General features: G+C 65.5%; 15 protein-coding genes. 10 read left to right on the top strand and 5 right to left on the bottom strand.

From position 1 onward, the window contains the following. Position 1: 1 nt before the first annotated feature. Positions 2-1057 carry a methionine ABC transporter ATP-binding protein gene (locus ACODS0_RS18600; RefSeq protein WP_121419886.1) on the bottom strand — a complete coding sequence of 352 codons (1056 nt, stop codon included), beginning with the start codon at positions 1055-1057 and terminating at the stop codon, positions 2-4. Positions 1058-1352: 295 nt separating this feature from the next. Here ACODS0_RS18600 and ACODS0_RS18605 point away from each other — a divergent pair, with 295 nt between their 5' ends. From ACODS0_RS18605 to arsB, 4 genes are all read left to right on the top strand, one after another. Beyond that, positions 1353-1679: an ArsR/SmtB family transcription factor gene (locus tag ACODS0_RS18605; protein ID WP_055397556.1), complete on the top strand. Its 327-nt coding sequence runs from the start codon at positions 1353-1355 to the stop codon at positions 1677-1679. A 51-nt stretch (positions 1680-1730) separates the two neighbouring features. After that, complete coding sequence (locus ACODS0_RS18610; protein ID WP_094290567.1) at positions 1731-2246, top strand: ArsI/CadI family heavy metal resistance metalloenzyme; 516 nt, start codon at positions 1731-1733, stop codon at positions 2244-2246. Between the two features lie 13 nt (positions 2247-2259). Next, the gene (locus ACODS0_RS18615) at positions 2260-2772 is read left to right on the top strand and encodes an arsenate reductase ArsC (protein WP_488836368.1); all 513 of its coding nucleotides are present in this window, start codon (positions 2260-2262) and stop codon (positions 2770-2772) included. Positions 2773-3023: 251 nt separating this feature from the next. Then, positions 3024-4046 (top strand): ACR3 family arsenite efflux transporter, encoded by a 1023-nt coding sequence (gene arsB, locus ACODS0_RS18620; protein WP_142150574.1) that lies wholly within the window; start codon positions 3024-3026, stop codon positions 4044-4046. Positions 4047-4064: 18 nt separating this feature from the next. Here arsB and ACODS0_RS18625 read toward each other — a convergent pair whose 3' ends face one another. Further along, a complete protein-coding gene (locus ACODS0_RS18625; RefSeq protein ID WP_488836370.1) occupies positions 4065-5261 on the bottom strand; it encodes an MFS transporter in 1197 nt (398 codons plus the stop codon). 241 nt (positions 5262-5502) lie between these two features. Here ACODS0_RS18625 and ACODS0_RS18630 point away from each other — a divergent pair, with 241 nt between their 5' ends. Further along, positions 5503-6099: a putative pterin-binding protein gene (locus ACODS0_RS18630; RefSeq protein ID WP_488836372.1), complete on the top strand. Its 597-nt coding sequence runs from the start codon at positions 5503-5505 to the stop codon at positions 6097-6099. Between the two features lie 110 nt (positions 6100-6209). Here ACODS0_RS18630 and ACODS0_RS18635 read toward each other — a convergent pair whose 3' ends face one another. Continuing rightward, positions 6210-7454 (bottom strand): MFS transporter, encoded by a 1245-nt coding sequence (locus tag ACODS0_RS18635; protein ID WP_488836374.1) that lies wholly within the window; start codon positions 7452-7454, stop codon positions 6210-6212. Positions 7455-7551: 97 nt separating this feature from the next. Between ACODS0_RS18635 and ACODS0_RS18640 the strand changes: the two genes are divergently transcribed. Then, complete coding sequence (locus ACODS0_RS18640; protein WP_218299659.1) at positions 7552-8508, top strand: LysR family transcriptional regulator; 957 nt, start codon at positions 7552-7554, stop codon at positions 8506-8508. A gap of 762 nt (positions 8509-9270) precedes the next feature. Here ACODS0_RS18640 and ACODS0_RS18645 read toward each other — a convergent pair. Further along, positions 9271-10182, bottom strand: coding sequence for a LysR family transcriptional regulator (locus tag ACODS0_RS18645; protein WP_488836377.1), 912 nt, complete (start codon positions 10180-10182; stop codon positions 9271-9273). Positions 10183-10273: 91 nt separating this feature from the next. Between ACODS0_RS18645 and ACODS0_RS18650 the strand changes: the two genes are divergently transcribed. The 4 genes from ACODS0_RS18650 to ACODS0_RS18665 are packed head-to-tail and all read left to right on the top strand — an operon-like array spanning position 10274 to position 13359. Beyond that, entirely contained in the window at positions 10274-10720 is a 447-nt protein-coding gene (locus tag ACODS0_RS18650) for an ester cyclase (RefSeq protein WP_440597352.1), read from the top strand. Positions 10721-10736: 16 nt separating this feature from the next. Beyond that, positions 10737-11657: an NADP-dependent oxidoreductase gene (locus ACODS0_RS18655; protein ID WP_488836379.1), complete on the top strand. Its 921-nt coding sequence runs from the start codon at positions 10737-10739 to the stop codon at positions 11655-11657. A 15-nt stretch (positions 11658-11672) separates the two neighbouring features. Next, positions 11673-12578: an SDR family NAD(P)-dependent oxidoreductase gene (locus tag ACODS0_RS18660; protein WP_488836381.1), complete on the top strand. Its 906-nt coding sequence runs from the start codon at positions 11673-11675 to the stop codon at positions 12576-12578. Positions 12579-12618: 40 nt separating this feature from the next. Beyond that, positions 12619-13359 (top strand): SDR family oxidoreductase, encoded by a 741-nt coding sequence (locus ACODS0_RS18665; protein WP_440597349.1) that lies wholly within the window; start codon positions 12619-12621, stop codon positions 13357-13359. Between the two features lie 261 nt (positions 13360-13620). Here ACODS0_RS18665 and ACODS0_RS18670 read toward each other — a convergent pair whose 3' ends face one another. Next, positions 13621-14757 (bottom strand): GGDEF domain-containing protein, encoded by a 1137-nt coding sequence (locus ACODS0_RS18670; RefSeq protein ID WP_121506637.1) that lies wholly within the window; start codon positions 14755-14757, stop codon positions 13621-13623. Positions 14758-14956: the final 199 nt, after the last annotated feature.

Consider the following 14956-nt stretch of genomic DNA (forward strand, 5'->3'; position numbering starts at 1 on the left):
CTCAGATCTCGATCGTGACTTCTTGCACTGCCACGCCGCCTGCGCGCAAGTGCTCCACCGCGCCGCGCACCTGCATGGGCTCGCCGCTGGCGTACACGGCCAGCGAGCCGAAGGTCTCGTCTTGGATCTCGTCCACCTGGCCATGCAGGATGCTCATGTCCACACCAAACTCGCGGATCAGCTGCGACAGGATGGGCTGGTAGGCGCTGTCGCCCGAGTACGACAGCCGCAGCAGCCGCCCCGCGTGGCCGGGCGCCGTGGTGGCCAGCTGGCGGGTGAGCTTGCGCACATGGTCAAGCACGCTCGCAGGCAGCTCTTGCGGCAGGATTTCGTCGATCAGGCTCTTGGTGATGGCCTGCTGCGGGCGCGTGAACACATCGAGTACGCGGCCCTGCTCCACGATGCGGCCCGCCTCGATCACGGCCACGCGGTCGGCCACCTGTTTGATGACCTGCATCTGGTGGGTGATCAGCACCACGGTGAGGCCCAGCTCGCGGTTGACCTGGCGCAGCAGGTCGAGGATGGAGCGGGTCGTCTCCGGGTCCAGCGCCGAGGTGGCCTCGTCGCTCAGCAATACCTTGGGGCGGCTCGCCAGCGCGCGCGCAATGCCCACGCGCTGCTTTTGCCCGCCGCTGATCTGCGCGGGGTAGCGGTCGGCCAAGTGGGCCAGGCCCACCAGTTCGAGCAGCGGGTTCACGCGCTCGCGGATCGCGGCCTTGTCCATGCCCGCCAGTTCCAGCGGCAATGCGGCGTTGTCGAACACGGTGCGCGACGACAGCAGGTTGAAGTGCTGGAAGACCATGCCGATCTCGCGCCGGGCCTCGCGCAGTTGCGCGTCGTTCAGCTGGGTCAGGTCACGGCCGCCCACGATGACCTGGCCCGTGGTGGGCCGGTTGAGCAGGTTGATGACGCGCACCAGCGAGCTTTTGCCCGCGCCGCTCTTGCCGATGATGCCGAACACTTCGCCCGGCTGGATGGTGAGGTCGATGCCACGCAGGGCTTCGACGGGGCCTTGTGGGCCCTGGTAGGTTTGGGTGATACCCCGTAAATCGATCATAGAAAGCAGTGCGCGGCAGCGGCCCCACAGTGAGTGGCCGCTGCCGCGCGGGTCTGGAAAAGGATGGGCGACTGTATCGGCGAATCGTAAGTTCACAAACGATTTAAAAATCGGGTGATTAGATCGCCGAGTTATGAAGACCGTGGTACACAGACTTCAGTAACTATGAAATTCATAGCTATCAGGGCAATACCATAGCGCGCAGACTGCCATTTTTCCTTGAATTTTCCTGACGACTCCAGAAACTTCCCCAGGCCATACTTCTATATTTCAACTTTTGTTGTATGATCGAACCATGCAAGAAACCGATGTCATCCGATCCCTCGCCGCCCTCGCCCAGGAAGTGCGCCTGCGGGTGTTCCGCGCCCTGGTGGTGGCGGGCCAGGAAGGGCTCACGCCCGGCGGGCTGTCCGAGCAGCTGGGCATTGCGCCCAACACGCTGTCGTTCCACCTCAAGGAGCTGACCCACGCGGGCCTGGTGAGCCAGGAGCGCCAGGGCCGCAACCTGATCTACCGCGCCTCGTTTGCCACCATGAACGACCTGCTGGCCTACCTGACCGAGAACTGCTGCCAGGGCGCTGCCTGCCTGACCGACGAGGCCACCGCCGCCTGCCAGTGCTGATCGCCCCCCAACAACTTCCACCCCACGACCCACAGCCGAAAGGAAACCACCATGAAGCGATTCCACGTCCACATGCATGTCGATGACCTTGCCAAGAGCATCGCGTTCTATTCCAGGCTGTTCGCGGCCGAGCCTGCACGTGTCGAGACCGACTACGCCAAGTGGATGCTCGAAGACCCGCGCGTGAACTTCGCCATCTCCACCCGGGGCGACAAGCCCGGCGTGGACCACCTGGGCTTCCAGGTCGATGAGGCCGACGAACTGGCCGAGCTCAAGGCCCGCGCCCAGGGCGCCGACATGGCCCTGCTGGACGAAGGCGCCACCACCTGCTGCTACGCCCGCAGCGACAAGCACTGGATCACCGACCCGCAGGGCGTAGCGTGGGAACACTTCCACACGCTGGGCAACATTCCCGTGTTCAACGAAGCCGCTGCACAGCAGCCAGCCAAGACCACGCAGCAGCCAGCCCAGGCCGCGTGCTGCCCCACGGGCGCGCCGTCGGCCCCCGCGCCAGGCCAGGCCGCGTGCTGCGGCCCCACCGCCAACAACCCCAACAAGTGCTGCTGAGCCTGGAGCCACGATGAACGCCACCCCACAACGTCCTCCTTTGAACGTGCTCTTTTTGTGCACGCACAACTCCGCCCGCAGCATCCTGGCCGAAGCCCTGCTCAACGCCGTGGGCCAGGGCCGCTTCAAGGCTTACTCTGCTGGCAGCAGCCCGCGCGACAACCAACAGCCCCACCCGCTGGGCCTGCAGGCGCTGGCCCACGCGGGCATCCCCACCGAGGGGCTGCGCAGCAAAAGCTGGGATGAGTTTGCCGCCCCCGGCGCGCCGCACATGGACCTGATCATCACCGTGTGCGACAACGCAGCGGGCGAGGTCTGCCCCTTCTGGCCCGGCCACCCGGCCACGGCGCACTGGGGCTATGCCGACCCGTCAGCGGGCGATGGCTCGGACGCCGACAAGGCCGAGGCCTTCCGCAAAACCCTGCACGCCATCAAGCAGCGCCTGGAGCTGCTGGTGAACCTGCCCGACGACAAGCTCGCCGCCACCGCGCTGCAAGCCACGGCCCGCAACCTGCCCACGCAATAAGATGAAACACCCCCTGAGTCGCTTCGCGCCTTCCCCCTCTCTCGCCTCGCTGCGCGAGCCGGGAGGGGGACGCCCCCAGCGCGGCGGGGCGGCCCTTGCGCGGGGGCGCTGGTTTAGAGCGCGCCAGTTGCATGCATCGGGGGTGGCGCGCAGCGCAATGGATAACTGAATGGACCACTGAAATGACCCTGCCACCAAGCCCTTTACAACGTGCTGCTGTCAGTGCGCTGCCCCCCTCCCCGGCCGCCGGCATGGCGGTGTTCGAGCGCTACCTCACCGTCTGGGTGCTGCTGTGCATCGTGGTGGGCATTGCGCTGGGCCAGTGGCTGCCCGGCGCGGCGCGCGCCGTGGGCGCGCTGGAGGTGGCGCGCGTCAACCTGCCGGTGGGTCTGCTCATCTGGGTGATGATCATCCCCATGCTGCTGAAGGTGGACTTTGGCGCGCTGGCCGAGGTGCGCCAGCATGTGCGCGGCATTGGCGTGACGCTGTTCGTCAACTGGCTGGTCAAGCCGTTTTCGATGGCGCTGCTGGGCTGGCTGTTCATCCGCCACTGGTTTGCGCCGTACCTGCCTGCCGACCAGATCGACAGCTACATAGCAGGGCTCATCCTGCTGGCCGCAGCGCCCTGCACGGCCATGGTGTTTGTGTGGAGCCGCCTCACCGGCGGCGACCCGCTGTTCACGCTGTCGCAGGTGGCGCTGAACGACAGCATCATGATCGTGGCGTTTGCGCCGCTGGTGGCCTTTTTGCTCGGTTTGTCGGCCATCACCGTGCCGTGGGACACGCTGCTCACCTCGGTGGTGCTGTACATCCTGATCCCCGTGGTGATCGCCCAATGGCTGCGCAAGCGACTGCTGCGCAAGGGCCAGGCCGCCTTCGACGCCGCCGTGGCGCGCACCGGGCCCTGGTCCATCGCCGCCCTGCTGGCCACGCTGGTGCTGCTGTTCGCCTTTCAGGGCGAAGCCATCCTGCAGCAGCCGCTGGTCATCGCCCTGCTGGCCGTGCCCATCCTCATCCAGGTGCTGTTCAACTCCGCCCTGGCCTATGGCCTGAACCGCGCCGTGGGCGAAAAGCACAGCATTGCCTGCCCCTCGGCGCTGATCGGAGCATCCAACTTCTTCGAGCTGGCCGTGGCCACGGCGATCAGCCTGTTTGGTTTCCACTCCGGTGCGGCACTGGCCACGGTGGTGGGCGTGCTGATTGAGGTGCCCGTGATGCTGGCGGTGGTGGCCGTGGTCAATCGCAGCAAGGGCTGGTACGAGGCGCGGGGCTGACAACCACTGGCGGGGTGGTCACGCGCCTGCCACCACCCCACGCGCCTGCACCCGGCGCGAGATCAGCAGCCCCAGCACAAACACCCCCACCGCCGCCGCCGTGAACACTGGCGGCAGCCAGCCCCGGTCCACACTGAAAGCCACCAGCAGCACGCCCGTGGACTGGCCCAGGAACAGCAGGCACGCGAACAGCGTTACTGCTGTGCCCCGCGCCTCGGGCGCCATCTGCGTGGCCTGCACCTGCAGCGTGTTGTGCAGCATGTAAAAGCCGATGCCCGCCAAGAAGCAGCCCAGCATGGCCCAACCCACCGCAGGCGCCCAGGCCAGCGACAGCAGGCCGATGGCAATGAAGCTGGCCCCCAGCACGGCCAGCCCCCGCTCGCCCAGCGCCGCCAGCCAACGCCGCGCAAACACGCTGTAGATCAGCCCGCCCACGCCATACAGCACCATCACGCCGCCAGCGGCAGAGGCCGACAGGCCAAACCCATCGACCATGCGCGCAGGCACAAAGGCCAGCGTACCAAACGCCAGTGCGCCTTCAATCGCCACCACCGTCAGCACCCAGCGCACGCGCGGGATGCGCAGCAGCGCCAGGGTGCCCGCCAGGTAGTTGGCCAGCGAAAACGCTGGTGCACCCAGCACCACCACCCTGAGCAGCGCCCCGCTGGCGCGCGCATGGCGCAACAGCAGCGTGGCCGCCGTAAAGAAAAGCACGGCCAGCACACCCAGCGCCGCACGCCAGCCCAGCGTTTCGGTGGCAAAGCCGCCAAACCACTGGCCCGCCATCATCCCGGTCACCGTGGCCACCATCAGCCGCGCCAGGGTCTCTTGCCGCTGCTCGTAGGCCACCTCGTCGCCAATCCACGCCATCGACAGCGGAATGATCCCGGCCGCCGCCGCCCCCATGGCCGCCCGCGCCACCACCAGCACCGAAAAGCTGGGCGCCAGCGCCGTCATGGCGCTGAATACCGCACAGGCCGCCGTGGCGCCAATGATCACGCGCACCTTGCCCACCCGGTCGCCCAGCGGGCCATATACCAGCTGCAGCACGCCATAGGCCACGGCAAACGCGGCAATCACCGCCGAGGCGTCGCCCGTGGTGATCTGGTATTCCACAGAAAGCGCCACCAGCATCGGGTCGCACACGCGCATGGACGCCATGCTGCAAAAGGCCGCCAGGCTGATCAGCCGCAGCATCGTCGAAGAAGAAGTCATGGGCCCGATTGTGGTGCGGCACGCGCCTGCGCGCTGGCGGGGAGCACCATGCACCCTGGGGGTTGAAGGCCACAGGACACGCATGCCACACGGCACACGCAGAACGCGCGGCACGTCCACACAGGTACTGACACTTTTTTGGGTGGCAAGCGCCAGTCCTGCGCTTACCATGCGCCCCGGATTGATGCGCCCATCCATCGATCAACCAACCAAGCAAGCATCACACGAGGAGAAACCGAGCATGAACAAAAGAAACTTTGTGGCTGCCAGCGTCGGCCTGGCAGGCCTGTGGACCGCCACCACCAGCAGCCACGCCGCCCCACCCGCCAAAACATCCGCCAGCCCCGCCCTGCTCACCATCAGCGGCGCCATCACCCAGCCCAACCGGGGCGCGCTCGATGCCACCATCGACCAGATGATGGGCAAACACGGCATCCAGTTCGACAAAGCCCACGCGCTCGACGCCGCCGCCCTGCAGCGCATGCCCGCCGTCACCATCAAGCCCACGCTCGAATACGACAGCAAGCCCCACACGCTCAAAGGCCCTCTGCTCACCACCGTGCTGGCCGCTGCCGGTGTGGCCGCTGGCAGCCCCGTGCAGCTGGTGCTGCGCGCGGTGGACGGCTACAACGTCACCATCAGCATGGCCGAGGTGCAGGCCTACCGCATGATCGTCGCCACCCACATCGACGGCCAGCCCATGGCCCTGGGCGGCCTGGGCCCGCAGTGGGCGGTGTACGACGCGGACGTGCTGCCCGCCTTCAAGGACAAGCCGGTGAAGGAACGCTTTGGCCTGTGCCCCTGGGGGCTGTACCACATTGAAGTGAAGAAGGCCTGAGGCCACCGGCAAGGTAGCCAGCAAAAAAAGAAAGAGCGGCTCCCGGGCCGCTCTTTTTTTGATAGCTACTAGCGCCTACCCATCAGGCGGCAGAGCCTTTTTTATTCAAATCATCCTACCCGCCGCGCCACCCGCACCCCCAGGGCCGCCAGTGACGACACGGTGGCCAGCCCCACCACCCCCAGCCAGCCCCACTGCGCCAGCACCAAAGCGCCCAGCGCCGCCCCGGCCGACATGCCGATGAACATGCCCGTGAACAGCAGCGCATTGAGCCGGCTGCGCGCTGCGGGGTCGATGCCATACACGATGGTCTGGTGCGCCACCAGCGTGGCCTGCACGCCAAAGTCGAAGCCAATGGCACTGACCACAATGAGCCCCAGCTGCGCCTGCGCAGGCAGCAGCGGTGCCAGCGCCATCACCGCAAACGACACGGCGGCCAGCCCGGCGCCGTAGCGCGTCACCACCTCGGGCCCGCGTTTGTCGGCCAGGCGCCCGGCCAGTGGGGCAGCCAGTGCACCCGCCGCCCCGGCCAGACCAAACGCGCCCGCCGCCGCCGTGCCCAGCCCAAACTGGCTGTGCAGCATCACCGCCAGCGTGGACCAGAACGCGCTGAAGCCCACGGCCAGCAGCCCCTGCGCCCAGGCCGCACGGCGCAGCGCCGCGTGCTGGCGCCACAGCGCCACCATCGAGCCAATCAGCGCGCCATAGCCCAGCTGCGTGGTGGGCGCAAAGCGCGGCAGCCCGCGCCACACCGCCACCGTCAGCAGCGCAATGGCCACTGCCGCCGCCACATACACCGTGCGCCAGCCCCACTGCTGTGCCACAAAGCCGCTGACCACGCGCGACAGCAAAATGCCCAGCAGCAGCCCCGTCATCACCGTGCCCACCATGCGCCCGCGCTGTGCGGCCGGGGCCAGCGTGGCGGCGGCGGGCACCACGTCTTGCGCCACCGTGGCCGCCAGGCCCACGGCCAGGCTGGCCGCCAGCAGCGCACCCATGCCGGGCGCCAGGCCGCTCAGCAGCAGCGCCAGCATCAGCGCGATGGACTTGATGACGATGATGCGGCGCCGGTCAAACCGGTCACCCAGCGGCGCCAGCAGCAAGATGCCCAGCGCATACCCCAACTGCGTGAGCGTGGGCACCAGCCCCACCACGCGGCTGTCGGCCTGCATATCGGGCCCCAGCACGCCCAGCATGGGCTGGCTGTAATACAGCGACGCCACGCTCAGCCCCGCCGTGGTGGCCAGCAGCAACAGCAGCGGCGCGCTCACCGCGCCTGCCGCACTCTCTTCAGCCAGCGCCACCGGGGCCCGCCCCGCCACACCCCTTGCATGCACATTTTGAATGGAAGACATCACAACACCATCGGTTTAAAAGGAATGGTGCGATTGTTCTATCCCGTCGCCGCGCTGGGTAGTAGGCTGAATTGCAGATTCGTTATACGCTTTGCGTATGACCAACACCCTCCCGGCCCTCCCGACCCAGCCGCCCGGCGCCGACCGCATCGAGCTGATGCAGACCTTTGTCCGCATCGTCGAGGCCGGCAGCCTGTCTGCCGCCGCCCAGCAGTTGGGCACCAGCCAGCCCACCGTGAGCCGCCGCCTGCAAGCGCTGGAGCGCAGCCTGGGCATCAAGCTGCTGCAGCGATCCACCCATGTGATGAAGTTGACGGAAGACGGCGACCGCTGCTTTGCCCACGCCAAAGCCCTGCTGGAAGACTGGCGCGCCATGGAAGACGACCTGCGCGGCACGGCCGACACACCGCGCGGCACCTTGCGCGTGCTGGCGCCCCACGCCTTCGGGCAAAACCAGCTCATCCCCCCGCTGATGGACTACCTGCGCCGCTACCCCGATGTTTCGGTGGAATGGATGCTGCACGACCGCCGCCCTGACTTCATCGCAGAAGGTATCGACTGCGCCATCCAGGTGGGTGCGGTGGAAGACCCCTCGGTGGTCGCCATTCGCCTTGCCGAAGTGCCGCGCATCGTACTGGCATCGCCCGCCCTCATGGCAAGTCGGCCCACACCGCAACACGCGCAGGATCTGAAGGATCTACCCTGGCTGGCGCTCAGCACCTTCTACCAGCGCGAAGTCACATTGACCCACCAGCACAGCAGCGAGGCCAGCACCTTCGCCATCACCCCCCGGCTGGCCACCGACAGCCTGTACGCCCTGCGCAGCGCCGCCCTGGCCGGGCTCGGCGCGTGTATTGCATCGGCGTGGATCGTAGATGCGGATCTGCGCGCAGGCGGCTTGCTGCACTTGGTGCCCACCTGGCAGGCCCCCTCGCTACCGGTGTATCTGGTGTATCCACATGCGCGGTTTTATCCGGCGCGGTTGCGGTTGTTTTTGGAGGGGATGCGGGGGGCGATGCCGGGGTTGGCGGGGATGCGGGGGGTGGTGTCTTGAGCGGACGACGACTGCCGGCCAATAGCGGACATCGCATTGGTCCCGCTTGATTCAAAAGCTATGTATCAGCGTCTGTTATGTCAAATCGTTTGCGCTTGGTAGTCGCAGTCTTAACTCTCACTCTCGTTTTCGGCGGCTCCATTGCCTTTGAGCAAATGCTCGCTGACAAAACGGTTGAAGGGACCGAAACGCATATTCATTTGGCGGAGCACAAGATGCGAACGTGTGGCGTAGAGACGCTTCGCTCTAGTGGGAAAGCGGTCGCGATTACTGATGATGGGATGGGTGGACTTATCGTTTCATTCTCGGGAACGACGCACATGACGCTGCACGTTGTGGCGATATCTGAGGACAGGATAGGAATTCGCTCATCTTGGCCAGCTTCGCAGGCCTCCCCGGATCTCCGCAATTCGTACGAAAACCTTAGCAGCCAAGTTGCTGAACTCCTTCTTCAATGCAGCCACAAGTGAGCCTGTTGCCGATGTGATACCTGCCCTGACTGACTTGCCATCTACAGCTATATACGTAGGTGATGCCGTGGCCGCAGCTGCGTAGACTTGCCCATTTTGAAAGGCCGTAGGACCGCTTGGGAGAAAGCCCTGCGACCGCTTTGGGCCCGTTGCCGTCGTTCAGCACTCGCGTGCAACTGTCTGCTTTGCAGAGGTTGCTGTCATCCGATCTGCGTCGTTGAACGCGTACTGTCGGCCAAAAAGCGGCCACTCCTGGTGGCAGTCAGTAGGCTAGGCGCTTCCAGCGCTGCGATCACAAGGCGGAGGACACCCGCTCGATGAGCCCACGCATCCACGCCTGCGCCGCGTTGGCGTCGGCCCGGCGGTGCCAGATCAGGTTAAGAACGATTTCCGGCAAGGCGACCGGCGGAGGGAAGAAGGCCAGTTCCTTGCTGGCCAGCGCATGCGACGCCACACGCTTCATGACCGTGGCGGCCAAGTCGGTGCGGGCGATGACGGCCGGCAGGGCGAACATCTGCGGCAGGGTCAGGCTCAGGGTGCGTTGCTTGCCGTGCAGCGCTAGTGCCTCGTCAACCAGTCCGTGGCGCTGGCCTTCCGGCGAAGCCAGGGCATGGGGCAGCGCGAGATAGGTTTTCAAGTTCATGCCGCGTCTTGCCGCCGGGTGGTCGCGGCGGAGAATGGTGATGAACTCGTCCCGCAGGATGGGGCGCGCCAGGATGCGTTCTTCCGACTGGGTGGGCGTGATACCGATGGCCGCGTCGATGGCACCGGCATCGAGCAGACTCACCGCATGGTCCCGGTCGTGGTAGCCATGCACTTGTACGCAGATGTCCGGCGCCTCGGTGCCCAGCACCTGCATCAGCGGCGGCAACACGACGAAGGCAGCGTAGTCGGTCAGGCCCAAGTTGAAGGTCAGCCGGGCCTCCGACGGCACGAAGCCCGGTTGACGCACCAGGGCAGCCCGGATGACGCCCAGCGCTTCCTGGATAGGCGCTGCCAGCTCGCGCGCCCGCGGTGTTGGCAATAGGCCGTCGGAGCTGCGGTGGAACAACGGGTCGCCCAACAGCAGGCGCAGCCGGGATAGGGCTGCGCTCATGGCCGGCTGGCTAACCCCCACATGCGCCGCAGCACGGGTCACATTCCGCTCAGCCATCAGTGCGTCGAAGGCCACCAGTAAATTCAAATCGACGCCATGAAAATCCATAAATCAAATAATCATATATATCAGATATCTGTTGGACAGATTTTATCCTGGCATCAAAACTACAGGTCTTCCAAACCTGAAAGTAATAGCCATGATCACCCAAGACCTCGACATGACCGAACGCCTGCGCACCGAACGCCTGGCCGTCGAGACCCTGTACCGCGCCTTCAGCGAACAATCTCCAGACCTCGTTGACACCGTGCTCGCCCCGGACTGGGACGACATTCCGCTAGCACCCGGCCAGGAGTCCGGCCCCGCAGGCATCAAGCCCATCATCCAGAGCGTGGCCAAGGCCTTCCCCGATGTGCGCGTCGTCATCCATGACGTCATCCAGGCGCCCGGCCGCGTTGGCGTGCGCGCCGAGATCACCGGTACGCACCTGGGCGAGCTGTTCGGCATTGCCGCTACCGGCAAGAAGGTCAGCTTCCGCCTGCACGAGTTCCACACAGTCGAGAACGGCTTGGTCAAGACGACCTGGCACATGGAGGACTGGTTCGGCCTGTTCCTGCAACTCGGCCAATTCCCGCTGCAGGCCTGAGCCTAGGAGTACCCCCATGAAAGCAGCCATGATTTCCAGCTTCGGCGGACCTGATGTCATCACCACCGGCGAACTGTCGTTGCCCAGCCTGCAGCCTGACGCGGTGCACATCCGCATCGAGTCCGCAGGCCTCAACCCGCTGGACGTGAAGATGATCGCTGGCTACCTGCAGCAGGTCTTCCCGGTCACCCACCCCTACGTACCGGGCACTGACTTCAGCGGCGTCATCGTCGCCGTTGGCGCCCAAGTGCAGCACCTGCAAGTGGGCGAGCGCGTCTACGGCCGCACGTCCCCGGTCGTCGGCGGCGCCTTCGCCTCCGAATTGATGATCGCGGCCACCGAGGTTTGTCCCATCCCGGCTGACATGTCCTTTGAGCAGGCCGCATCCCTGCCTACCACCTTCGGCACCGCCCACCAGGCGCTGTTCGCTGTCGGAGAACTGGCCGCCGGCGAACGAGTGCTGGTACACGCGGCGGCCGGCGGCGTCGGCAACATGGCAGTGCAACTAGCTCGCCAAGCCGGCGCCCATGTCATCGCCACGGCCTCGGAGCGCAATGTGGAGCTGGTCAAGAGCCTGGGCGCCCACGAGGTCATCGACTACCGCACGCAAGACTTCAGCGCCCTACGGGACATAGACCTTGTGCTGGACCCGCTGGCTGGCGAGACCCTGGAAAAGTCTTGGGCGGTTTTGCGTGCGGGTGGCCGCATCGCCAGCCTAGTGGAGTTCGGCATCCAGGACCGCGACGGGAAGATCGGACGCTCGGTGTTTTTCGTCAGCGCGGCACCGACCCTCGCACTGGCCGTGGTGCACTTCCAGGCCGGTCAACTGCAGATCATCATTGACTCCGTCTACCCGCTGGCCGAAGCCCGCGCGGCGCTTGAAAAGCAGGCCACCGGCCACGCACGGGGCAAAGTGCTGATTCGCACCCCCGGCTGAACAAGGAGGTCAACCATGACAACCAAGAATCCGGAAGTGGTTTTGGTCACCGGCGCTGGCTCCGGCATCGGACGTGCCATTGCTCTGGCACTGGCGCGCGCTGGACACAAGGTGGTCGCCAGCATGCGGGAACCTGAAGGCCGCAACGCCGGGCGCAGCCTGGCTCTGCGCCAGTTGGCCGAGACGGAGGGGCTACGCCTGCAGGTACTCGAACTCGACGTGCTGTCGGAGACAGCGTGTCGCGCCGCAGTGGACGCCATCGAGGCCGAACACGGTCGGCTCGACGTGGTGGTCAACAACGCCGGCATGCTGATGACCGGCGTTACCGAAGCTTTCTCGGTGGAGCAGGTGGCCCGCATCATCGACACCAACGCTCTGTCCTGGCTGCGGGTCAACCGCGCGGTATTGCCGGTGATGCGGCGCCAGGGCCGTGGTGTACTGATGTATGTCGGCAGCACCACCTCGCGCCTGCACGAGCCCTTTATTGGCCCTTACGTGGCCAGCAAGGCTGCCGGTGATGCTTTGGCCGAAGCCATGGCGATGGAGGTCCGGCCCATGGGTATCGAGAGCATCATGCTGGTTCCGGGCGCGTTCACGCAGGGCACGGAGCATTTCGCAGATGCTCATAGTCCAGCCTATCCTGCCATCGTCCGGCAATACGGCCCCTTGGCTGAACGTCTGCAAACGCTCGGCGGCAAGCTAGACGCTATAGACGCAAAACTCGGCGGTGCACTGGATGTATCGGCCGTCGGCAGGGCGGCCGTGCATGCACTGGCCCATCCGCGCGGCAGCCGACCGTATCGCGTCACTGTGGATGGGCAGCAAAAGGGCACGGAGGCCATCGATCGCGTTTACCACGAGAAGCAAAGCGCATTTCTGCAGCGACTCGGCCTGGGAGATATGGTCCTGCCATGCGCCTAGGCACCACTCCTAAACCAACCAAATTTACAAGAAGTTCTCCATGAGCCCACCCTCCACCCGCGCCGCCATCGTGACCGGTGCGTCACGCGGCATCGGCCGTGACATCGCCTTGCGGCTGGCGCAAGACGGCCATGCCGTGGCTGTCGGCTATGCGCACGACCCGGCAAAGGCACAGGAAGTGGTAACCGCCATCGTAAACGGCGGTGGTCGTGCCCTCGCCATTCAGGCCGACGTGTCCGCGCAGGACGATGTCGAACGCCTGTTCTCAACCGCTCAATCGGCCTTCGGCCGGCTGGATGCGGTGGTCTGCAGTGCCGGCGTCATGGGTATGGCAACGGTGCGAATGGAAAACGTCGCGGATTTCGACTCCATGATGGCGGTCAACGCCCGCGGCACCTTCCTGGTGCTGGCGAAGGCTGCGGAAACGCTGGCCGAAGGCGGACGCATCGTGGCGCTCTCAAGCAGCGTCATTGCCAAGGCCTCGCCCGGCTATGGTCCATACATCGCGTCGAAGGCTGCCGTGGAAGGCTTGGTCCATGTGCTGGCCAACGAGCTGCGCGGGCGCGGCATTACCGTCAATGCCGTGGCACCTGGACCGGTCGCCACCGAGTTGTTTTTTAAGGGCAAGACCGAAGAGCAGGTGGCGATGCTGTCCAAAATGGCGCCGCTGGAGCGGCTGGGTGAACCCACAGACATCGCAGGCGCCGTCTCGTTCCTTTTGGGCCCTGACGGCGGCTGGGTGCATGGGCAGGTGCTGCGGGTAAACGGCGGATTCGCCTAAAGCCGCGCCCGTTCGCCCACTTCACCAATGTCTGCTTTGGACCGATTGCGTATGTCCAATGACAGCTGATCAACGACAGCAATCAGCCTGTAGCAGACAGTCGAACGGGTAATGCGACCGACTGCTCTTGGCCGATAGTAAGCGTTCAACGACGAAGCGCGGATGACAGCAACCGCTGCTGGGCGATCATCTGCCGGATCTCCTCCATGGGCCGTTTCGGGCCGAAAGCGCCCCACCTCTACCCTTCGTCAGAGAGCCCTCTTACCCCGCCACCACCCGATTCCGCCCCGTGTTCTTCGCTTCATACAGCGCCGCATCCGCCCGCGCCAGCAGCTTGTCCATCGAGTCGTTCTGCGGCAGGCTCAGGGTGACGCCGATGCTGACGGTGCAGCCCACCTCGTTGCCCTGGGGCACGCAGGCGGCGCGGATGCGTTCGGCCACCTGCAGGGCGGCGTCCAGGGGGGTGTTGGGCAGCAGCAGGGCAAACTCTTCGCCACCAAAGCGGCCCAGCAGGTCTTTGCTGCGCAGGCAGCGCTGTACCTTGGCGGCAAACTCCACCAGCACGCGGTCGCCGGCCTGGTGGCCGTGGGTGTCGTTGATGGTTTTGAAATGGTCCAGGTCCAGCATCAACATGGCCAGGGGCTGGCCGGTGCGGTGGCTGCGCTCCAGCTCGATGGCGCAGGCTTCGTCCATGTAGCGCCGGGTCAGGGTGTTGGTGAGCGAGTCGCGGGTGGCCAGCAGCTCCAGCTCGGCCCGCAGGCGGTCGCCAGCCATCAGCACGGCGCCCACCGAAAACAGCAGGACGGACACGGAAAAACTGGCGATGAACAGCACGTGCTGCGGCGTGCCGCTCAAGATGGTGTCGCCCATGGGCAGGAAGAACGTGGTGGCAAGCCGCACCAGCTGAATCACGGCGATGTACACGATCACCCCCACCGTGAGCCAGCGCGAAAAGCTGCCCATGCCCTGCCGCACGATGAACCAGGCGTGCATGGCAAACATCACGGCCAAGAGTGCCGTCACAAGCCGCAGGCGGGCTGTGTAACTGGGGTCGCCCAGGGCAAACCAAAGGGTGCCCAGCGTGACGGCGACAGTCACTGCCAGCCAGCGCCAGGTGGCTGGGCGCACGCCGTAAAAACGCTGGGTGCCCGCATACAGGCCATACACGCCCCAGCACAGCAAGAAATTGGGCACGGCCGTGGTGAGGATTTCAGGCAGTTGCCCACGCGAGGCCGCCAGGATGCCGCCCACCACAATGATCAACAGCGCCTGCGCCCATTGGCCCAGACCCTGAATGCTAGGCGGGTAGCTGCGCTTGAGGGCCCACAGCACCAGCGCCATCAGGGCACTCATGGCGCTGATCAACACGATGGCGGTGCGCGGGTCTATCACGTTCATGGTGGTGCCAGTTTGCCGGAATCGTTCCAGTTTGGGGGATGGGCTGCACAGGCCAAGGCGACAGAGCATGAGGGGCGCCATGCACCACCACTTGCAGCCTACGCCCCGCTGCGGATGACGTTAAGGGTGTGGGCAGGCGCAATGGGCAGCAAGCGGGTAAACCACGGGCCGTTGCGGCCCGGCCGGTGTTCTGCATATG

The sequence above is a fragment of the Acidovorax sp. FG60 genome, assembly GCF_057808995.1.